9 protein-coding genes are annotated in these 22,821 nt (G+C 63.4%); 1 reads left to right on the forward strand and 8 read right to left on the reverse strand.

Translation table 11 applies throughout. The features are described 5' to 3' along the window. Nucleotides 1–52: 52 nt before the first annotated feature. The 8 genes from X756_RS1000000170315 to X756_RS1000000166555 all read right to left on the reverse strand — a co-directional run bounded on the left by X756_RS1000000170315 (nucleotide 53) and on the right by X756_RS1000000166555 (nucleotide 20,781). Nucleotides 53–178, reverse strand: a complete 126-nt coding sequence (locus X756_RS1000000170315; RefSeq protein WP_023728903.1) for a hypothetical protein — start codon at nucleotides 176–178, stop codon at nucleotides 53–55. A gap of 85 nt (nucleotides 179–263) precedes the next feature. After that, nucleotides 264–395 carry a hypothetical protein gene (locus X756_RS1000000170320; RefSeq protein WP_280806605.1) on the reverse strand — a complete coding sequence of 44 codons (132 nt, stop codon included), beginning with the start codon at nucleotides 393–395 and terminating at the stop codon, nucleotides 264–266. Nucleotides 396–492: 97 nt separating this feature from the next. Next, entirely contained in the window at nucleotides 493–1,446 is a 954-nt protein-coding gene (locus tag X756_RS159045) for a zinc metalloprotease (RefSeq protein ID WP_031237846.1), read from the reverse strand. 81 nt (nucleotides 1,447–1,527) lie between these two features. Continuing rightward, on the reverse strand, nucleotides 1,528–3,576 hold the full coding sequence (locus X756_RS159040; protein WP_023728905.1) for a S41 family peptidase: 2,049 nt from the start codon (nucleotides 3,574–3,576) through the stop codon (nucleotides 1,528–1,530). 65 nt (nucleotides 3,577–3,641) lie between these two features. Continuing rightward, on the reverse strand, nucleotides 3,642–4,577 hold the full coding sequence (locus X756_RS159035; RefSeq protein ID WP_210164339.1) for a hypothetical protein: 936 nt from the start codon (nucleotides 4,575–4,577) through the stop codon (nucleotides 3,642–3,644). Between the two features lie 66 nt (nucleotides 4,578–4,643). Continuing rightward, nucleotides 4,644–11,108, reverse strand: a complete 6,465-nt coding sequence (locus X756_RS159030; protein WP_023728907.1) for a hypothetical protein — start codon at nucleotides 11,106–11,108, stop codon at nucleotides 4,644–4,646. A 2-nt stretch (nucleotides 11,109–11,110) separates the two neighbouring features. Next, entirely contained in the window at nucleotides 11,111–18,619 is a 7,509-nt protein-coding gene (locus X756_RS159025) for a hypothetical protein (RefSeq protein ID WP_023728908.1), read from the reverse strand. A 44-nt stretch (nucleotides 18,620–18,663) separates the two neighbouring features. After that, nucleotides 18,664–20,781: an N-acetylmuramoyl-L-alanine amidase gene (locus X756_RS1000000166555; protein ID WP_156941333.1), complete on the reverse strand. Its 2,118-nt coding sequence runs from the start codon at nucleotides 20,779–20,781 to the stop codon at nucleotides 18,664–18,666. 317 nt (nucleotides 20,782–21,098) lie between these two features. Here X756_RS1000000166555 and X756_RS159015 point away from each other — a divergent pair, with 317 nt between their 5' ends. Further along, nucleotides 21,099–22,727 (forward strand): hypothetical protein, encoded by a 1,629-nt coding sequence (locus X756_RS159015; RefSeq protein ID WP_156941334.1) that lies wholly within the window; start codon nucleotides 21,099–21,101, stop codon nucleotides 22,725–22,727. The last annotated feature ends 94 nt before the right edge of the window (nucleotides 22,728–22,821 follow it).

A 22,821-nucleotide genomic window follows, 5' to 3' on the forward strand; every position in this document is an offset into this window, starting at 1 on the left:
AGAGCTTCCGGCGGGGTCATCACATGACTTTTCCAAGATCCGTAGCCTCGGGTTAGCCAGGACCAGTGTCCAGAATCGGATCGACTGGAGTTCGGGTGGTTGAGGCCATCATGATGAAACGCATCAGCATTTCGACCAGACTCACCGCCAGCGCACCTTCAGTACCGATTGCGTGCATTCGATGATCTCCAAACGCCGGGGAGTGCCTGTTTCACCCTTGCTGATTTCGAGAGAGCCCTCTTTCACGACAACCCAGCGACCAGTCACAGTCCGGCTACGGTCGTCAGGAGCTGCACCATGAAAGACAACCGTTCGGTCGGTGTGGAATTCCATCCAATCGCGCCCTCGCGATAAGGGAAAGGAAAATCCTGCTGGGCGAAAGACGGTGAAGCCATCGCCGTCCTCCTCAAAGGAATGCCCCCACGATCTGAACAGGCAGTCGGGTAAGATAGGCTCCACTCCGATAACTCTTCTGAACTGGTTCGCTCCAACCTAGGCCGAAGCGCTTACTCCCGCCAGAGCGCTCACCACTGGTAGACCAATTGTCGATCTCGGCCCGGCCAGGGTCGCCTGGATGCGCGCTACTTGGCCGATCGTGAACATGAACATCGCCGCGTCATCGACATAGTCCATATAGTTCATGAACATGTCGCCGTCTGGTCCATTGCTGCAACTGACATGCGGGAACATTGGTTTGCCGAAGTTCTGGGTTTGCTGGATCGGCGTGTCCGCCACGAGATCGTCGCTGACACAGTCGGGGGAGTCGCCCCATATGTGGAACAGGTCAAGCCAATGACCTACTTCGTGGGTGGTAGTCCTGCCCCGGTCGAAGGGAGCCGCCGCGGTCCCGTTGGTTCCGAAGGCATTGTGGATGATGACGACGCCATCTGTCGCCGGAAGCCCGCCGGGAAACTGCGCGTATCCCAACAATTGGCGCGGTCCATCGATGAGTTCGGGACACACCCAGATATTCAGGTATCGTGTTGAGTCCCAAGCGTCATGCCCTCCGCTCGTTTTGAATTTCATTGCGTTGTCTGAGTGGAATTTCTTGACCTTTGTTTTCGTCCGGGTAATGCCCGATGTAGCCTTTCCTTCCGGGTCGCGAGTTGCCAACGCAAATTCGACCAATGCATCGGCGGCCAGCGTCTTGAAGGCCTTGGGCACACTGCCGATGTCGGCATTCTCCATGCGAAAGTCCTGATTGAGCACGTCGATCTGACTTTTGATCTGGGTGTCTGCAATGTTTTCCAGGCCTCCCCGGTGGATCACATGAACGACAACGGGAATGACCCTGGGTCCCGTCAGAGCCTTCAGCGCACTATCCCCCAAGACGGCGCTCATGGCATCAATAGACAAGCGGGCGCGAGCATAGTCCGCGTTCGTCCGCAACAAGGCCAAGTGCATATCATGAGCCCCACAAGTGCGGTGTAAAGGAATGTCAGCCATTTAAGTTCTCCTTCAGTTTGGACGCTTATAGATTTGAAAAGAGGTTGAGTACAAATTCAGGTTTTGTATGCGGAAGGTGATTTAGACAGCCAGGCGACGACAACAGACCAATCGACTGCTGGCATAACCGCGGATTTCTATATTGACAGCTCCCGCTGGCAATAGAAAATCGGAATTCTTCTCTGGAAGGTCGACTGCCAGAGCGCCAGCTACGATATTGCGCGACACGCGAGGCCTCTGTTCTACGAACACATCGACGTAGTCGACACCGCCCGTCGAAAACTCGAGTTTCAGTTTCTTGCCAGTACGCAGGGCGGATACGTTGAAACTGATCGGCGGGGTCGTCTGATTGCGTTTGACCAGAATTGCGGCGGCGGCGGCGATCAGATCCATGTCCCTGTTGAGAACATCATTTCGAGTGAGCTGATGCTCTTGGTCTGGCTTGACGCCAAGATCTTCCAGTTCCGTGCCGGCCTCGTCTCCAACGCGCAGTGTGCGGCGGATCGCCACTCTCATGCCCGCACCTTTGGGCAGGGACTGGAGTGGAGGCGCCAGACCAGCTGACTGAAAAAACTGGCGAACAAGTTCCAGTGTCCAGACGTTCGCACCTCCAGCGCCTGTGTTGTCCTCCGTGCCAAGGATCGTTCCGATCTTGTGGTCCTGAAAGCCGGCGGCGAAGATGTCGGTCGTGCTGTAGCAGCGCGCATCGGTAACCAGGACTATGGGACCGTAGTAGCGCTGTCCGATGTCATTACAGCGCTCGGGCGGCGTGATCGGAAACGCGGCCGAGAATGCTGCGCCGGTTTCAAGCGCCCGCGCCAGCGAGGGGTTCCAGTTCTGCAGGGACTGCACATTTTGGCTTAGCTGCAGATTTGCCGAGGTGTTGATGAACTGCACGCGGCAGGGTTCGATGGGTCGTGGGGTCAAGAGCTGGAGCAATCGCTCTCCTGCCCATATCAGGCCGCCGCCATTGCCACGCACGTCGATAATCAGCCCGTCTTTCGGCATCTCGGGCAACTCGATCAGACGCAGGAACTCGTTGACGAATGGCACATCGTCGCTGACTGAGAAGGTTGAAATGCGAATGTATCCGAACTGGTGACCGTCGACGGTGACTACGCGGGCGGAGAAAACATCCGGCATGATCGATTCCGTGCCTTGCACCGCGGTCGAGACCGCCGCAGTCTCGGCTGCTGCAGCTTCTCCCTCGCCAACCGTGTCTCCGGACACCGATCGGGCACTCACGAGCATATCCCGCGCGCCTTTGCGCACGCTCTCCATCCTCCGCTTTTTGGCGATCACATCCTGGTCAAACAGCATCTTGTTGATGCGGCGAAAGGTGTCGCCTTCGAGATCGAGGCCGAATGCAGCGGCAACCTCCGTAGGCATTTCAGGCATCGCACCATCGACCTCAGGCGGCAGTCCGGTGATTGTCCACTCCGCACGAAATTGCTGCGGTTGCCCATTGAGGTCGTCATAGCCGACAATCACCCACTCCTCGTCCGGTGGCGGCGACATGTTCATTGCCCGCTTGGCCAAGCCGGCTACCCCGCGGGCATGCCTGGCAGCGGGGTTGCTGCCGGCGTGATACGAGGCAGCGATCTCGACTGCGCGATCGATGGGGATGCCGTTCCAGTAGGTCAGGTTGACTCCGGGAACAAATGTAGGATGGGCGAATCCGCCCATCCCCTCGGCCATGACGTAACGGCGAAGTCCATTTTCGAAGCAAGTCGCAACGCGGAAGGGAAGGAATGCGACCATCTGCGCGAAGTGAGCAGGCAAGATGTAGTTGGTATGCAGGTCGCGTAGCGACGTGAATATCTCGGTCATCTCGTGATGGAAGGCAATCTCGCTGGTCAGTTGCGGAATACGCCGTCGCAGCAGCCGCAAACGCTGCAAGGGATCTACCGCGTGCATGGCCCGCTTCATCGGCAAATGCACATAGAAGCCCTCAAGCAGCTTCACCGCCTGCTCGACTATGAGGTCGAGGTCTGGTTCTGCCAGCTTGTCGATGGTTGCAAGGAATTCTCGAAGGCCCCGGCCGTTACCTAGCGCCATCTTCACGCTGTCGTCTGCTGCGGCAACCAGATCCTGCAGCGACCCGCCGTCGTATTCCGGTTTTCTCGTCATTTCTGCCTCCTGCTAAAGAACGTGCTACGGAGTTGCACTTACGAGTGGCCATTGGAGCCGCGCTCCTATGCAACTTTCACGGAGACGTGGATGTGGGCTGAATCCTCGAAAAGAACCCAGTCACAACCGGCGTCCACAGCGAGACGAGCCAGCCTGCCGAGTCTTGTACCGTCGACCGGATCGGTCGTGAGGTCGGCAGCCCTGCCTTCGTAGTGGAGTGAGCCGTCGGCGTGCTCATTGTCCTCATCCCAAGCCTCGGTAACGCGCAGCTTGGTGCCGGGCCATTCCGATGCAACGACGTTGGCAAGGGAATCGAGTTTGCCCTTTAGGCGGGGCGTCATCATGCGATCCGCTCCGGTGCCTTCCTCGTCCTTGAAAGCGATCTTTGCATTCGAGTTTGAGACGAGACTCGCGAATTCGGGATCGGTGCGCGTGATTTTTTTGACGATCGGACCGCAGGTTACCACTTCGGATGCGTTGGGAATCTTTTGGCCCTGGGATAGGTCGCCACTTGTGGGTGCCGTAAGGCTGCCGCCTTCCCGTCTATCGGATGAAGGCCTGATGCCGAAATATGCGTACGCAGCTGATACTGCCAGGCCAAGCCAAGTGGAGCCGATGTCGGAAAGAGTCGAACTGGCATTTGGAAATAGCATGACGCCGACAACGAGTGCGGCCAGGCCAGTCGCGATCCACGCCAGAAGATAGAGCACAACCACTGTATTGGTCGCATAGACCGCCATTTTCGTTTCCGGCGCGAAGGAACCGATAGTGGGCGCGTTTCCTGGTTCCGCAACCGTGAGATGGGCTATGACCAGTGCAGAGACCAAGCCGCCGACTGTGGTGACGACATATTTAAAGCCGTCTCCAAATAACGGGGATGTAGGTGCGCATACCGGCAGATCTCGACAATTTTCTACGACTGTCGATATCATGTAGAATACCGAAAACGAGAACAGGCATAGAAGAATTACTGCTATGACGCTACCGAAGAAAGCAGTCATGGGCGAGTTCATTTCGTAAACTCCATTCTAGAGTGATAGACGAACGATTTTTGCTGGGACAGCAACTCACTGCTTTACAATGGGAATTGGTGGCGAGACGCAGACTATGCGCGCCTGCGCCTCCACCATCTTGTCGAGGCCACTTGGACTTACACTTTCAACCGGGCTCGCGCCGTCCGTGGGCGAAAAGAGCCAGTCGAAGTCGAACGGTTCACCTGCCACGTTGCCGATGGTGTGTAGAAGCGAAACGTCGGTCCACAACTCTTGGCCCGGGTTCCTCTCGATCTGCGCGTAGAGGCCAGGCCGTTCCGCGGTGGCGCCCTCCAGCCCAACCGCACCGACACCCTTGACGGTCAGCGGATCCAGGCCCTTGCCGGCTCCCGACAGGAACGTGAAGTGCGGCACAGTCGCCGGCGACGATTTCGTGATGGTGACGTGGAGGCCGACGATACCGTCGGCCGGGGCGGGAACGCCGAGCACGAATTCCTGGTGCGGCCCGCCGGTCGTCCACAGCCGCAGCGTCAGCGTCTTCAAGGTTGCCTGGTGCGCGAACGGCCCGACGAACCGGAAGAAGAGGCGCAGCCTCGCGCCCTTGTTGCCGGGCTCGAAACCTGTGGAGAGCAGGTCGAAATAGGCAGTCCTGTAGACGTCCGGCACAGCTTTGCACGCCCAGTCGCACAAGATTGCCGCCGGCGTCTCGAATTCGATGATGCGGCATGCATCCTCGGTCGACGTCATCCCGCCTTCAGGTAGCACCAGTGCCGGTTGACGCAGGCCGGATGCGGCACTGCGCGCATAACACTCGACGGGCCGGCCGAGTTCGCTGAGCAGGTGCGATGTGATCACCGCGAGGTGGCGGTGCACATGCAGCGGAAACTCGCTCGTGAATGTCGATGAGCACGGCCAGATCATGTTGCCTGCCCGGCCGCGGCCGATGCTGAGCACACCGCCGCTGACCGACGCCGCCAGTCCGCTCACTGGTTCTGTGAGCGCGCGCGTCCATGCGCCATTGCCGCGTGCCGCGACGTGAATGAAGTCGAAGTCGCGCCCTGTGCGTGTCCATCTCAGGAACGTTTGGGCGCTCGCCGCCGTTTCGCTGGCTTTCGGCTCCAGCTCGCCGTCGATGACAAGCGCCGTGACGTGTGGGCTGCCTTGTCCATTGGCAGCGTCGCCGCTCATGTCCTTCGGCAGGGACCATTCGAAGCTGGCGAGCACGACCGGCAGGTTGCTGCCCCCTTCGCCAACGTCGGCCGAAGACGGCGCGGCGAGCAGGGCGGCGCAGTAGCGGCCGGCCGCCACCGGTTGATGCAGGACGAAGATGCCGGCGGCGCGGTCGCTGTCGAAGCGTGCGACCTCGACCGGCAGGTTTGTGGTGTCCTGCCCGTCGACCAGCCGCTTCGACACGCGTGCGCTGACCTGACCGCGCTCCCGCGTGACGGCCAGCAGCGTCAGCAGCCTGTTCGCCGTTCCAACCGAGATGCCGGACGCGCCCGGTTGCGGGCCCGGCGCCAGCGTGATTTCGATCAGCCAAGCACGCTGCGGGTCAAGCTGCAGCTTGCCGGACGCATCCTTCTCGAGGACGCTAGCCGTTGTCCAGGCCGGGTCGATATAACGGCGCATCGCCACACCCATCATCAGCTCCTCTAGTGGTGGCTCGGAGCCGCACCAGGTGGTTGGCCGCAGCGTGAACATTGTGTTGGGAAAGGCCGGCGCCGGCGTGTTCACCGCGTCGAATGTCAGGCCCATCGGACCCTCCGCGATCAGCGTCATGCCGAGCGCGCTTTCGGCAGCGAGCGGCCTGTAGGTCAGGTGTGCGGCTGGGCCTACCTCCTTGCGCGAGTCGAGGATCTCGACGGGGACCGGAGGCTGCGGTGGGTCCGGCTGTTTGCTCACGAAACCATAACCGAAGCCCGTCTTGATCTCGGCGGCGATGCGGTCGGCCAGGCCGCCATGCGCGAAAGGCGGCTCCTGCAGGATCGCCGCCACCGGCGGCGCGGGCTGGCGCCGGCCGTCGGTATCCGGTGCTGTAGTCAGTGGGATCAGCGCGCGCAGTTGCGGCCGGGTGAGCAGGATGCGCGAGCTGTCGGCCAGCATGGCGACCCGTCGGGTCCACGGGCTCGCCCAGCTCGACGAGCTCTCGTCCGATTTGCCCGCCGTCGCCTTCTTCTCGGCCGGCCAGGCGGCGCATTCACGGCTTTCCCGGTTGCGCAGCGCGCCAGCATAACGCGAGCGCAGCGTGAAGCGATGGCGGAAATAGGTCGCCGAGGGCGCTTCCCAGGCAAACTGCTGCAACGCCGTGCGCGCCGGCAGCGGTTCCAGCCGTTGCGTCATGGTGTGCGCGTCAAGATGCAGCCGGTCGAAGAACGCCTCGTGCTCGAAGCGAGCCAGTTGGTCGTCGATGCGAAGCTGCCACGCGATGGCCGCCGGGTGGCTCGCCAACCATGGTTTGTCCACATGGTCCTTCGGGCGGACGTAGCTGTAGATCGGCCGTCCCGACGGCCGCCATCTTTGCGTGGTGACGTCGACCTCGGAGAGCAGGCGCCATTGCCAGGCTTCGAGATTGGCCGCACCTGCCGGGATCCCGCCCAGGGTGACGAGGTCGTAGCGGCGCACGCGCTCGACCGGCTCGGTCGCGATCATCTGTTCGGCGAGCGCGATTGCCTTTTCGGCGCCTTTGGCGCTGAGCTCGCCAATGCGGTCGGCCATCACTTCCATGCGCAGTGACAGGCCGGGGAATGCGGCGAGCGTGCCCTTGTCGATGACGTTGGCATATTGCAGCAGGCGTGCGTCGAACATCGAGGGATGGCCGGCGCTCGCGAAGTACCCGATCGGCACATGGGCATGCAGGCTGAGCCGCGCCACCGTGCCCGCCGGTGTTTTCGCCATGTAGGGGCCTGCACCCGCCCCGGTCAGGTCGAACGCGGCGCCTGCCGCAAACTCGATGGCGAAGCTGAACGCCTGATCGAGCTTCGCCAGCAGGTCGACAAGCGTCTCCACGGTCCAGGGCGTCGGAACAGGATGGCCGGCCGCGAATGCGGCCAGCCATCCCGACAGGTCGACCGTCTTGTGCGTGGCGCTCGGCTGGTCGGCCGACAGCGTATCGATGGTCGAGAAATCGATGCGGACGGTGCGAACGGCCGGATCGGGCAGGCGATCAATCATTGCCGCGAGCCTCTCGTCGGCGTGACGCAGCAGATATGCCAGCATGAGCGGGTTGCGCAGGCGTGGCGGAAGGTCGGCGCTGCGGTCCGGGTTGGCATACCAACGTTCGAAATCGAGATAGGTGACGCGCGGCGTTGACACAGTGACCGTCTGGTGGGTCGGCAGGCCCTTGTTCCAGGCGGGATCTTCCGGATGTAGCAGGATGAGCGGCCCGCCGCCGCTGGCGCCGGCGCTCCCCTCGACTTCCGCGAACGACATGCACAGGTCGGCGTCGTTCTTCGCTTCAACGGTGAGGCGCAGCCAGCACGTGTCGTTCAGCCAGTCGGGCAGGCTGTGGCTGTGCCCGTCGATGATGAGGAAGCGGCCCGGCAAAGCGCCCGATCCGGCAGCGGGAACGATGGTGCGCAAGGTCAGCGTCAGGCTCGCACGGCCATCGACCGGTATGTCGAAGCTCGGCGCAGCCCTGCCGGCGACGAGCTGGTCGCGTGCCTTTTCTTCCTCGCTCATCAGCGACAGCACATGCGGCTGGTCGCTTAGGCGGTCCATGATCTCGACGCGTATGGCCTTCGGCTGGCCGGCCCAACGGATGTCCGACAGCGTCACCTCCTGCGACGTCGAGGCCGGCGGGTTGGACGGGATCGGGATCTCGCCGAAGCCGCCTTTCGAGCGGAACAGGTCGCAATGCGCGGCATTGCCCGCGGTGGCGAAGACGACCGCACGCGGATAGTCATGCGCCAGCGGATGTACCCTTTCGATCGACCTGCCGAACAGGGCAGGCTGGCCTTTGGGCTCGGCGACGGCCATTTCGGCGATCGGCGTCGTGCGCTGGTAGTCGAGTGGAACGACCACGGCACCGGCCGGGGCAGCATTGCCGAGCGGCCGCGGCATCCACGGCACCTTCGACAGGTCGGTCCGCTCCAGCTGCAATGCGAGAGGCAGGGTGCCGGCATTGCTGGTCACGTAGGCGAAAGTCTCGTAGCGCCGGCCATAGGCGAGGATCGGCAGGGCCGCAAACGTCCTGATCCCGGGAGGTTCCGTGTGCGGGCCGGGAGCATGATAGGGGCTGGTGCGGTCGACCTCCCCGTTGCCGTTGTTGACGACACGGCCGTCCAAAAGGGCGTCGGCGAACGGATAGCCTTCATATTCGATGAACATCGGCGCGCGGCCGTCGCTGACGGCGGGAAGCATCGGATGCAGCGCAGCGGCGACCCGCAGTTTTGGCTCGGCCTTTGGCGGCCACGACCAGAAGAGATCGGCCAGGTGGGCGTGCGCGAACGGCGCGGCCGCCGTGTCGACACGGCGTATGGCAAGCGCGATGCCGTTCAGGGCCTTGGCGAAATCGTCGAGCTTGCTGCCGTCGATGTTGGAGCCGATCTGGACGGGCAGCGGCCGTGGGAACCGGTCGGGCACGAAACGCTGCGGCCTGGTCAGCGCTTCGAGAGGGTCGATCGCGTCGGCGAAGCTGCGGCTCAGATGCGCGCCGAGCACGGCCGGGTCGAGCGCGCCCCGCCAGCCCGCCGCCGGGATGACGAGCGCCGCCAGGACCGGGTCGAAGCTTTTCGGGTTGGCGTCCGTTCCCAGGAAGCGGCGCACGAAATAGTCCGACTGTGCCAGCGCCTCGGCAATGTCGGTGACGGTCATGGCGGGCAGGCTGGTGAATGTCGCAAGCAGCGCCCGGGTGAAGCAGTTGCCGGCCGCGCGCCGCACGGCCTCTGCGCCGTTGAACGGCCCTTCCAGCAGGCCGCGATATTCAATCCAGGCACGTTCGAAGGCCAGGCGTATGCCGGCCTTGACGGCATCGTCGCCGACCCCCTGCAAGACGATGAAGCGCTCGGCAAACACTGTATGCGGCCTCGGCGCGTTCGCCGATGCCAGGTCGACGGTTTCCAGCAGGCGCAGCACCGCCGCCTCCGCTCCGCTTTCCTCATTGAGGCGCTGTTCGAATTCGGCGACCGCCCGGCTTACCGCCTCGCCGACCTTCACGCGTGTCCTCAGCGCCTCGGCGACATATGCCTTGAGGCGCTCGCCGACTGTGGCGCCGGGAGCGGCGGCGGTGAAATGCTGGACAAGTTCGCTCGCGAAATCCGCGTCGTCCACGATTGCGGCCTTCAGGTCGCCGGGCCGGGTCATGCCGTGGACATGGCGGATCGCCAGGCCGACTTCCGGGTCGGGCTTGGCCGTGGCAAACGGCGACAGCCTGCGAAATTCGTCCCGGATCGCGTTGATGATGTGCTCGGGCTGCAGCTGCTTTTCGCTCAGGCGCGGTTCCACGTCATCACGCAGACGCTCGAGCACCAGTGACACCAGCGGCGCTAGCAGGTCGCCCTCGCGCTGGGCATCCGGCGGCTGGACGATAGCGATGACCAGATTGTCCAGCGCGGCGACCAACCGCGAAACGCCATACCAGACGGCGCCGTCCCAGCGGTAGTCGACGAGCTTCTCCCCACCAGGGCCGATGCTCTCGACGGGCTCGAAGGCGCACAGCCTCTCGATACGCCCCAGCTCTGCCGGCGTGGCGTCGCGCGGACCGAGCGCCGCAGCGCTGGCCAGCATCGAGGCTGCACGTTCCTCGAACCAGCGGGTCATGCGGTGCACATCCGCGGCATATGGGTTGGCGAGCAGGTAGCCTTCGCTGGATAGCTCGGCCGCGGTGAACTTCGCCAGGTCGAACGGACCGGTGCCCCGCGGGGCCGGCGTTGTGCGGCAGACATACGTGCCTTTGCCGACGCCGCCGGGCTCGTAGGTAACGTCGATGGGGTCGGTCGCTACGGGGTCAGGAGCTGTCGCCAGGTCAATTTCCGGGGGCGGCGCTACCCCCTTGAGGAAGGGGAGTGCGACGAGGCCGCTCTCCCCGAAGATTTCCTTGTCGACACGGACAATCCTGGTGAGCCCGAGCCCATGTCCGACTGGTGCGTTCCATGACTGGACGGAACGCAGGCGGTCCCCGGCTCCCGCCGCCGCAACCGATATTGGAGTTTCGACATCATTGATCGGCGGCGGCGCCCAGAAGCGCCACTCATCTTTCGCAACGGCGGTCTTCTGCGCGTCCAGCCATGCCAGGAGTTCGGTGGGTGAACCGAGGTGGTCAGTCTCGCGAACCTCCGTGTGCAGGTGCTCGTAGAGCGTCAGGCGGGTTTGCGGCTCAACGCGATAGATCGCAATGCTGGATGTCCCAACCATGGTGAGAAAGTGCTCGATCTCGCTTCGGGCGATCTGCTCGTCACTGGCGATGTCGCCTTGCCTTGCCACCCGGCAGTCGATGCTGAGGTTGACTGCGAGGGATACCGTCGTCTCGTCGATATCGCTTTGCGCAAAGGCCTGCGGTTCCTGGTCGACCTGGCAGTGGATGATCGTCTCGATTTCGCCCATGGTCAGTTCCTCGCCTGCTTGAGCTTGTCTGCAGCCTGCTGCACCTTCTCGACGTCGACGCTGGTCGATACCGTCGTCTCGGACTTGCCGCCGCGCAGCTTGTATTTGACGTTGGCGCGCGCGCTGATCTTGAAGAACCTGGAAATGCGGATGGTGACCGACAGCGTGCCGTCGGCATCGACCTGGCCGCTGTCGCGATAGGTCATGCGCAGCATCAGCGTGATGCCAATGGTGACGATGCCGGCGACGTTGACATGGCCGGCGATGACCAGCACCACCGAGATCGCCAGGCCGCCGCCAGGCTTTCCGATCAGCTTGCGGTAGGAGAGCGTGCCGGACAGGGTGATGAACACCTGCCCCGAGAATGGCCCGAACGCGAAGGCCAGCGACGCCGAGCCGCCCACCCCGGCCTCGACCAGCACCGTCAGCTCGCTGTCGAACGGACGGTACTGCGCTTCGAGCTGGATGTAGCCCGTGCCGCCGATGATGAAGATCGCGAAGATGAACGGTCGCTCGATCGTCGATAGGTTGAAGCGATCAGCCAGCATGAAGTCCGGATACGCCACCAGTTTGAACCGGTTCTCGATCGAGACGTTCTGGACGCCGCTGGTGCCGAAGTTCAGCGACACGGGCGGGATAAGGAACTGGTGTTCGATGCCGACTGGAATGCCGCCTTCGGTGATGGTGTTGAGGCCGCCCGGCTCGCCACCGAACAGAGTAGAAAGGAAATCCTGGATGAACTTGAATTGTGGGTTAAGCCGGATGTTGCTCGGGTCGAACTCGATATCGAGGCCCTTCTCCTTGGTGAAGCTCAGGCCGAAATTGTTGAAGCTGACCATCGACTGGCCGCCAGCCACCATGTCGATCTTGGTGCCGATGCGGCCGAAGCCAGTCTGGGTGACCTTGTCCTGGTCCTTGGAGGCTTCCAGCCGGACCTGACCGACGAGGTGCATGTCGACGAAATCGGCCTTGAAGACGCCGACCGAGAACAAGCTGCGACGCCCGGGCATCGGGACATTGATGTTGACCTGGACCCAGGCCCGCGCCTGCTTCTTGTCGAAGTCGTGCGTAACCCGGACGGCGTCGCGCGTGCCGGCCGGGATCTTGTAGCCCTTGAACAGCCGGTCGAGCTTGGCACCGCCGAAGTTGCGGAACACCTTGCCGATGTCGAAGTCGGAAAGGTCGGCCGGCAGGATGCGGTCGCCGATCTTGTCGAACGGCAGCGACAGGCCGAGTCCCTTGAGCTCGTCGCCCAGCCGGTTGAACAGCGCGTTGGCCCTGGTCGTCTCGATGATGTCCGACAGCTCGTCGAAGCCGGAGCGGATGCGGTCGATGTCGGCTTTCAGCGCCGCGATCTCGGGCGCCGAGGTCACCGCCGAATAGAGCTTGAGCAAATTGGAGGGCGCAGCCATCAGGCCGCCGTCGTCGAGCTTGCCGGCCAGGTCGAATACACGGTCGGCATAGGCGCCGGCGGTCTCGAAGCTGCGCGACAGGTCGTTCTGAAGGCGGCGCACGGAATAGTCGAATGACTTCAGCGCCCCGAGCAGCTTCTTGGCATCCTTGATCGGACCGGTGATGGGCCCGAGCGCCGCGAGGAAATTGTCGTAGGCCTGGCCGAGCTGCTTTTCGAGATAGGCTTCGAAGCCATCCGCCATCTCCCTGAAACGTGTCGCGACCTCGTCGACCCCCTCATAGACCGCGCTGCAGGCGGCGCTAAGGTCGGCCAGCGTCCCAAGGGCGGCTGCATTGAGGTCGCGGATGACGCCGCCGGCGATTTCCTCAAACTGCAGCAGGCGCGCCCGCGCCAGGTCGCGCTCGCCGGCGCCGATCTTGTCGGGCAAGGGCTGCAGCAGCAGCTCGACAGCCGGACCGATGACCGATTTGCCGATCAGCGACTCGACAAGATTGTCAGGCAACAGCGCGTGCTGCGCCGAGGCCAGCGCTGAGCGCACGTCCTCGATGATCGGCAGCGCGGTCGCAGGAATCGTCCGGATTTCCCCGAGCAGCTCCGCGTTGAGCCCGTCGATCGCCGAGCGCGCGGGAACAAGCGCCGAGTCGATGGCGTTGCCGATCGTCTTGACCGGTCCCTCGGCGAATGCGGTGAGCCGCAGCAATTCGCCGCCGATCCGCTCGACAATGAGAACATCGAAGTCGGCCGCCGCCACATCGCCGATATCCTTGGCGATGTTTTCAACCTCTTTGCCAATGGCCGTGACGTGTCCGGCCAGGTTGCTGCCGATGTCGAGAAGCGCGGCCAGCGCCTGGTCGAGGGCGGCCTTGATGCTTCCGAGCGCCTGGTCGGCGGTATCGTCGACATGCCTTGCCAGGTCGCGCGCCTTGCCGATCTTTTGCAGCGCCGCTTCTCGCAGCGTCTTTATCTGGTTCAGCGCGTCTACAACCGTTTTCTGCAGCACCGCGTCCGTGATCCCGGCTGCCTTGGCCAAGAGGTCGTCGATCTTTGTCTTCCCGGTGCTTCCGGCCTGGGCAGCAAGGTCGGCCAGTGCGCTTTCGATGCGCGCGACGGTCTGGTCGACCGCGGCCCCGACGCTCGCGGTGATGGTGTTGGCTTCGAGCCGCGCTTCCGTTGCCTCGGCGAGCATCCGGGCGACATGGCCGCCGACTGCTTGCGAGACATTATCGAGTTCCACGCCGAGCCGCTGCCGGCTTTCGTCGATGGCCGCCCGGATGTCGTCGGCCACGCTGCTCAGGGCAGCGACGAGACCATTGCGGAATGCTTTCCGGCGATCTTCCGACCACGGTTTGTCCTGGTCGTAGCCGGCGACGAACTGCTCGATGCGCTGGCGCGCACGGGCAAACACCGCCTCGATTTCCGCTTCGAGGTCGAGCAACATCGAGCGCATCTTCTCGACGCCTTCGTCGAGCTTGCCGATGTCGGCGCTCGCCTCCGACAGGATCGGCCGGATCTGCTCGATCGCCCGCTTCCCGAGCTTGTCGCCAAGCGCGGCTTTGTCGATGGGAAGGGTGCCGAGAAACTCTTCCGCGTCGCCGACCACGTCGTGGATGGCCGTGCGTAGCAGCATCTCCTTGCGCTTGACCATGCCGACCGCGTCCTGCTTGAGCTTGTCGCAGAAGGCGCCGCCGCTTTTCAGGCTGGAGGTGAACTGTTCCAGCCCCTTGAAATCGTCCGGATTGACTAGCCCCGCAAGGTGGGTCGTGAGGTCCGATTTGAGGGTTGCCTTCCAGCTTGTTGCCAAATTGCTCAGGATGGCGTTGACCGCCGCTACGTCTCCGTTGCGGATGGCGGTGGCCAGCGGCCGGTTCTCGCCGGTGATGTCATCGAATTCCGTCTTGCCTGGAAAGTCGAACTTGGCGTCGACGCTCTGCCAGTACGCGACCTTGGCGAGGCGGCGGGCCGCGTCGCTGTTGCGCTCGATCTTGGCCGACAGCTCGAGCAGGCCAGCAAGGTCTGACCGCAGCGCTTGGTTGTCCGCATGCGTGGCGCGCATGAAGGTCACCGACTCGAGGCCGGCATAGACCGGCTTGCCGGCACGGCCGGCATTCACCGCGGTCTTCTGCGCGGCCGGCGCCAGCCGCCAGGTAAACGGGCGCAGCCCCGGCAGGAACCGGCCCACCGCGCGGCGGCGGCCTTCGACATCGTCGTCGGCCTGCGGTCTCTGGTCGTGCGAGGCTCTGTCGGCGATCGCCGAGATCCGCTGCGAGGCGGGCATGTTGGGATAGTCGAGTCCGAGCTGCGGCGGCCACAGATTGGTGTCGCTGGTGGTCGCCTTGAAGTCGGCGAAGAAGAACAGGTGGTCGGGGTCGAGGCACTCCTGCGAGACGACCGGCCGCTCGCCCTCGCCTTCGGCTGCCGTCACGAATGCGATGTCGGGCATCGGGTAGACCTGGGGCCGCTGGCGTGAGCTCAGCCGGTTCCACAGCGGGATCTTCCATCCGAAATCGCCGACGTCGTTGCCCCAGGCGCTGTCCACATTGATGATGCGCGCGTTGAAGCGAACCCGGTCGAGGAAGCCGCTGCTGCGCTGCTCGGCATTGCTGAAGTCGGGATAGTTGCGCTCAGGCTGCAGCAGCTCGATATATTCGCTCACTTTGCGCAGGATCGGCCGGCGCGACCGTGTCCTGTTGGGGTCTTGCTCCTGGAGCGGCGCGAATTGCGCCGAGGCGTTGACCGTGCGCTCGTAGACGACGACGTGCTTGGCGCGATGCCAGAAGGCGCCGATGCGGCCAAGCACCTCGACTTGCTGGCGCTCGACCTGGCCGTTGCGCGTCTGCGAGATGATCGTCACCTTGCCGTCGAGGAATTCCGCCTTCTGCGCGGCGTCGCCGCCGCCCGGCGAAAGGGCGATCTGCTCGATGGCACCGCCCCTGGAGGCAGGCGCGTCGACGAGGATGTTGAAGAGGTTGTTTGATTCGACCGGCCAGATGGCGCCGCCGCTAAGGCCCTGCGGGTGATGACGCGGCTTGTCCGCGACCTCACCTTTCGCCTCCTTGCCGCCCATCAGCGGCGTCGATTCGACGGGCGCGTCGGGGCCGATCGGGTGACGGTGAAGGGCGCTGCCGCGCAGCGCAAAGCGCACGCCGTCACTGAAGCGGGCCGGCGTGAACGCCACCGTCGAGTCGAGGTCGCGCGCCCAGATTTCCAACCGCTCGGGGCGGCGCGCCACCGCGCCGCGCACCGCGTTCCAGCGATTGAGCTGGTCGGTGGCCGCACTGGTGCCTCCGCGTCCGGGCAGGCGGCCGGTCAGCGCCTCGATCTCTGCGATGCGCGCGCCGCGCGATATGCCGGTCTCCTTCGACACGTCGATGCCGACCGGCATGCCGTAGAGGAATTCGGCACGGAGGTAGGAGAGCTGGGCGCCGAGGCCGTATTCGCCATACTGGCGGAATATCTCGTAGCTGGTCGATTCCGGCATGAAATAGCCGCGCTCGACGTCGCTCGGCCTGATCCAGATTTCCGCGGAAGGGGTGAGCCGGAATTCGACGGCCCGCCGCCTCAGGCTTGAACCGTCCTCGTCGAAGATCGGCTGGCCATTCCCGTCCAGGATTTCATTGCCTTCGGCGTCCGTCTTGAACATCCGCCTGAATGGCCGCGGCGGCTCTTCATGCTCGCTGGTGAGGTCGTGGATTTCCAGGCGGCGCGGCTTGTCGGCGCTTTCGCCGATCGCCTGCGGCGGCAGCACGTAGTGATAGTCCTGCGCGACGACCTTGTATTGCCACAGCCGCGTGTCGCCGGAATAGGTGGCAACCGACGCGCTCGCCGCGTCGCCGCGCGCGCCGAGCGGGCTGTGCGTGTATTTCAGGACCGAGAACGGCTCGTGCGACAGCACGACATAGGATTTGCGTGCGCCGTCGCCGGCCGCTTCGGTGAGGTCGTAGACATTGGCCTCCAGCCAGCGGTCCTGGCGCGGCGCCAGCCGCTCGGTGACCGTCAGCCAGTATGGCGGTCCGCCCTGGCTGCCGGTGCTGGCGGCGCCGGGCGCCAGTGGCACGAGCAGCGGACCGGGGCGGCCGGAGCGGTCGCCGCGCGACATGTCGACGGTGACTTGGTCGACCGCCTTCGCCGGAACCGGAAGGGTGATCTCGACCGCGGCGCCGCCGCGCGGATAGATCAGCGCCGGCACGCCGCTCGCCCTGCCCTTGCCTTCGCGGCCGATGCGCAGCGAGCCGTTGGGCGGCAAGTCCGGATGCGCGAGGATGGCGCCCGCGTCGCCCGAGAATTGCAGCGCGCCCAGCCTGCCGCGCCAGCCGGTGGCAGCGCCGGCAATACGCACCGCGGTGAAGGACAGCTTGAAGGAAGCAAGGTAGCTGTCGTCGTCGCGGATGCTGGCCGCGGTGGAAGGCGGCCAGGTCGGATCGTGCTCGAGGGCTGCATCCAGCGTCACGCCGGGTGTCTGGAAGAAGCTTATCTTGCCCAGCCTGACCGTCAGCTTTTGTTCGGTCTCGAATTTCGCAACTAGCGATTTCTGATCGGCCAGCGACAGCCGCATCGGCCGTCGCGACCAGCCCTTGCCATCCGTGGCCCGGCCCCAGGCTACCAGGCCGCTGGCAGCGAATGCGGGGGGCACCGGCGAGCCATACAGGCAGAAATAGACTTTCTGCGCCTTCAGATTGGTGATTTCGGGCAGGAAGGAATGCGGCATCCCGGCCTCGCCCGCGATCAGCGCGTCGCGTGTCGTGGCAAGGCTGTGATTGGCAAGCGGCAGCAGGCCAGCCGGCAGCGGGGCCACGCTGCCCGCCTCCTGCGCGTCGATCTCGTCGATCGTGTCTTCCCAGACCAGCCGCAGCGCGACGCTTGCCCCCCAGTCGCGACCGTCATCTGTCTGACCGTCCACCACGGCCGGCGGCCAGGTGTTGTCAGGCTTGATGTTCCACGCGAGCTCGCAATCGACCAGGAGCGGCTTGCCCACCGAAAGCCGCGTCACCGGCACGGCGGACGCGTCGTAATGCACCTCGGCCGCGACCGGACCTCCCAGTTCGGTGGCCAGCCGAAGCTGCAGCTTTCCGCCGGATGGCGCGGCGGTGAGATCGCTGCCTGACGCAAGGAAGCCCGACGGCACCTTGACCCGGTAGATCAGCCTGTTGCCGTCGAAGCGCAGGCTGAGCGCGGTGGCCGGTTCCTTGGCAAGCGTGGCAGCCGCCCCGTCGCCGCCAAAGAAGAACCCGTAATTCTCCAGTATCTGCCTGGCCGATTTCTTCAGGTTGGCGGGCCAGAACCGGGTTTGCGGGGCAGGGTCGACAAGGCTAGATCTGGGGTAGACCGCCGCAAAATCCCTGTTGGCGTCGCGCTCAGTCGCGAATCCGAATCTTCCGAGCCGGCGATCACGCGGCATTTCGGAGGCATCGAGCACGTAGGACTGGGTCCCATCCGTATCAGCCGTCGCATCGTCCTTGATCCAGCCGGCGACAAGCGTGTGTGGCGACGGCGCATCGGTTCCGGCCTCGCGCAGGACGTCATAGACCGCGCAGAACGGAAAGGCTGGCGCATCCGTATAGTTTCCCGTCTCCACCCTGCGCATCACCGGAAGCGGCAGATGGAGGTTGAAGCGGAACAGCGGTGCTTCGTAGCGGTAAAGCACCAGCGCCGAATGCGTCATGCTGTCATTGACGTATTTGACTTGCGACACCAGCGGCCAGTCGAACTCCTTCTCATAGGGTCGGACCTGACCCTTGCCGGTTTTGAATTGCTGCAGCAGGAAGGCACCGCGAAATGCGATCTTCGGTGCCTTGGCGCCATCCAGCCAGATGATGCCCCCTTGCGTGCGCCGGTCGGTGAACCACTTGAGTGCCTGCTGCTGCGTCTTGTCGAACAGCGAGTCGGCGTTGGCGTCGGGGGAAGGTGTTCCTGCTTTCTCGGGATCGATGCGGCCCGGGAGCCATCTCAGCAGCGCCGTCTGCTTGTCGGCTGCGCCCCCCTGCTTGTCGGCAAAGTAGATCTCGACGACGCCCGCCTGCGTGTCGGCCGGTTCCTCCAGCGGACGCGCCGGGACCGGCGGCCAATGAAAGTTACCGAAAAGCCTGAAAGCAAGAAACATCCCCCGCCCCTTCCGATCTTCTGGAAACCAAACCGATCCGCCGGCTAGACAATCCCGATCTCAATCAGATACACGCAGGCGTCGCCGTACCATTTTGCGGCCCGGTCGAGATGATCGCCATAAGCACGCAGACCCCACGGGCTATGCGCACTGCTGTAGAGTCCGCCGGCGTTGAACGCAGCCGCGACCAAGATCGGATCGAAGCCGCTCTTGTTGAGCCGGATCCGGATTTCCGCAGCGCCAAGATCAAGATTGGTCGCGAAATCATACAGCGGATGATTGGCCGGCTTAGGGTTTGGTTTGGCCGGATACACAGGTGCGACCGCAAAAGGATCGTAGTTGAGGCCGAACGCCGTGCCTTTCGAGCGGATGATCCAGCGCGCCGTTGTGCCCAGCGATTGCACGGGCCCCGCCGAGTAGTCCCCGAGCGTCGGCGGATTGACGTCATCGTTCTCGACATGCGCCTCCCAGCGGAATGTCTTCGGGCCCGTGAACTTGTCGGCTTTGTAAATGTGCGTCTCTGTCGCTACCGTCATCAAGAGCAGCGCCGGCGGTATGCCGTGCTTGGTGCTCGCGGCAAGCAGCTCGGAGCCCATGTATTCCATGATCTTGCGCATCGTATCGAGGCTTTGCTCCCAACGCTGCTGCTCAACGGTGCCGTTCTCGCGGGTGGCAAGGCCACGCTCGTCGTATCGCCATTCCCTCGTCCCGTTGCCGAACGAATGCCAATCCTTCTCATCCATCGGCGGCACGGCCGCCGGCGCGAAATCAATCGAGGGTGCGCTGACAGTCTGCATGCGGTCCGATCTTGCAACACTGAGGGCAGTCACGGCCTGGTCGGCGTCGAGCCGCACGGCGGATATGGCGAGGTCGAGAAGAAGCTGGCTTGGATTGCGCAGCCGGCTCGGGCGGGGATTGGCCTTCTGCCAGGAATAGTTTTTGGTCGTGCCGCTCGAATAGGTTTCAAAATGCAGCATGTTCAATCGGCCGACAGTGCCGATCCGCTGCCCGGCGTTCACCCGGTCGCCGATGCTTAGGCCGAGCGATGAGAGCGAGTTGGGCGAGACCTCGCCATAGTTGACCACATATCCATCGTGCTGCACCAGGAGCGCGTTGGTGCTTTCATAGAAATGGTAGAAATTGACTATTCTGCCGTCTTCGACGGCGACGATCGCGTCCCCTTCAGAACAATAGAGATCGATCGCGCAGTGATAGCGGGCGCCGCCGCTTCGATCGGCAAGGAAGCGACGGGAGGCATTGGCACCCGAAGCGCCTCCTCCGACCAGTCGCGTGTTGACTTCCAAGGCGCGCGGATGGCGCGTCACAACAGGCCAATAGGCTGTGCTTGCCGTGGACGCGGCGAACGCAATCGGGTCCCCGGTCGGGATAGGCAAGGCCTGCTCGGCAGCAGTGCCGGCGTCGGCATGCGCTGCAAAGTGATGATCGATGGACGTGAGCGCGTCGTCGATAGCCTCTGGAGCTTGCTTGCTCGCGGCTCCCGCCTTTGCCGCTGCGACAAAGGTGACGTCGGGCATTGCGCGCCTGCGCGATCCCCTGCTGTAGAAGGTCACGCGGTCGAGGAACGTCTGCCAGCCATTTGGCCGCCCGCGCAGGACGCTGGGGCAGTTTTTGCCTGTCCAGTCATGATGCTGGCGCAGGCCCTCGGGCACGGTAATGCCGAGCTGCATGCCCAGAAACACGCAAAGCTGCGCCGCCCGGTCGTATGCGGTTGCTTCATTCATGCCGCGATGCATGCAGATCTCGACGCCAATGCTAGATGCATTGGCGGCAGCATGGGCGTGCCATCCCATCTCGTTGACCGGGAGATGCTGGTAGATCTCGTTGTCGTCCACCGTGAAATGCCACGATACCCTGCGGGCGACTGCGTCGCTGCCGCGAATGTATCGATTGTGCGCCTCGGCATCGGCGCCCGGACCGGGGTTGTCGGTGTTGTGAATGGTAATAGTGGTCGGCCGTATCCGTGTTCCAGGCCGTGTCGGGAAACCCGGTGGCAAGAGGTCGACAATGATGCCCAACGGATCGGCGGATGCCGCACCGGTTGCCCCGCGCGAGCCGGCATTCGATCTGACCTTTGTTTTCGGTACCAGGTTATCCAAGGCATCCTCCTTCGACGGGCAACTCAATCGTTCGAACGACCTCACCAATCCGGATTTGCAAAATTGGTGCGGACAAGATGCTCGCAATCCTAGACCACGGGAAAAAGCGTGGGCGTGAAAACACCGTGAAATACTTCGATGTGAGTTTAAGGGGCGGGAATGGAGCCGCTATTGCGCGCCCGTCAGCGCCGGCTACGAAGCAACTCTTGCCGAAGGGACTTCGCTCTCTTCAGCCACATGATTTTGCTTTCCCCGCGAGGATCAGCAAGGGCGCATGAACATTTGCGTCTTCTAATGGATGGCGGAACGCGGAAAATTGCAGTAAGTAAATATAGGGAACAGAATACTTCTGCGGGGCGGACATGCTAAAGCTAAATGCTCTCGGCAGGCTAACCCTCACCGATGAGGAGGGGCGTGATTTCGCGCCACAGGGCAGCAAGGCGCGCGGGGCGATTGCGCTTCTGGCCGTCGCGCCCGGCCACACTCGCACGCGGGCATGGCTGCAGCAGCGCTTGTGGAGCGACCGGGCAGCGGAACAGGCGGCAGGCAGTTTGCGAGCGGCCCTCAGTGAGATACGCCGCGCCTTGGGGTCACACGGTCAACTGCTGGTGGCCTCGCGGCATGCTGTGACTTTAGACCCCGCGAGCTTCAAGGTCGTGTACGAAGCGTCCGTCGACATGAGGCGGGGAGGCACGGTCGAGGCCTTTGAAGACGTCGACGTGCACGACCATGAATTCGAACATGTTATCCGCGACGTGCGCAGCCATGTCCTCGAGAGATGGATGCAGCAGCGTAGGGCAGCGCCGCGCCGAAGACGCATCGTGCTGGTGCGTAGCGATGCTCGAGGAGCGCCAGCGGCCGATGTCGGCGCACGACTGTTGCAGAATCGGATTCTGGGTGCATTGCGGCAGATGGACGATTTGGAGATCATGAGTGCGGACGGGGCCGGCGGTGCGGATGATCTCGATGCGCACGGAGGCCAGCCGCAGGCAATGCTCTTGATCCGAGTGCTTTCCGTTGCTGTTGGCAATGACGTTTTCCTGTCCTGCGAAATTCAGAATGACCGACGGCTGTGGTCCGACAATGCATGCGTACCCAGCGCCATCGGCGCGATGCACGAGTCGGTCGATTTGGACAGGCTTGCACTCAACACCGTCGAACACGTTTCCGCTGCTTTCGCCGAAGCGGCATCGATTGAAGGAGCGGATGCTTGCGCATCCGTCCTGGCGCACCAAGCCCGGAACCTGTTTTTTCGTCTCGACAAGAAAAGCCTCGTTGCAGCTGACAGCCTGTTCAAGCGTGCGTTCGAGATTGAGCCGCGCGGCCGGTACCTGGTGTGGCGCGGCTTCTTGCGCAATGCCGCATTCTTTCAGCATCGAACGATGTCATTCCTGGACAACGTTGTGTCGGTCACTGAGCTCGCTGTGGAGGCGCTCCGCCACTCGCCCGACGATGCCGTCGTTCAGACAATCAGTTCGCAGATCGAGTATGTTCACCAAGGCAATCTGCGGACGCCGCTCGTGATGGCGCAGCGCGGCGTCGAGCGCAATCCGACCGACCCGTTGGGATGGGCGCTGCTCTCCAACGCCCTGAGCACAAACGGCAAGTTAGAAGAAGGATACCAAACAGCCCGGCGCGCGCTGGAACTTACCAAACACAGTCCGTTTCAGTTCTATTTCGAGCATTTCGCTTGCATGGCCGCAACCGCTCTGGCTGACTACGATCAGGCGCTGTTGCACGCTAGAACGGCCCTTCGCTTCCGCCCAGACTTTGTCTCAACACGGCGTTATGAGGTGGCCTTGCACCTTCGCCGCGATGAGGCGCTACAGCTTCGCCAAGCTGTCAAGGCCATGCGGCAGCAGGAGTCCGGCTTTGCTCCAGCGACGCTCCTTGATCCGGCCTATCCGGTCAACACGCTGCGGCGGCTGCCGATCATGGCAGCGATAGAAAAGAAGGCCACGGGCCGGACCGATGATTGGCTGGAAGCGTAGCTGCCCCCCCCGAGCGATCGGTCTGGCGTCGTTCCGCCGTTCCGTGAAATCGTCGTGAATTCGGCCTCGACACCCTGAAGAGTCCGCACCGCCC

The organism is Mesorhizobium sp. LNJC405B00 (assembly GCF_000502615.1).
Classification (GTDB): domain Bacteria; phylum Pseudomonadota; class Alphaproteobacteria; order Rhizobiales; family Rhizobiaceae; genus Mesorhizobium.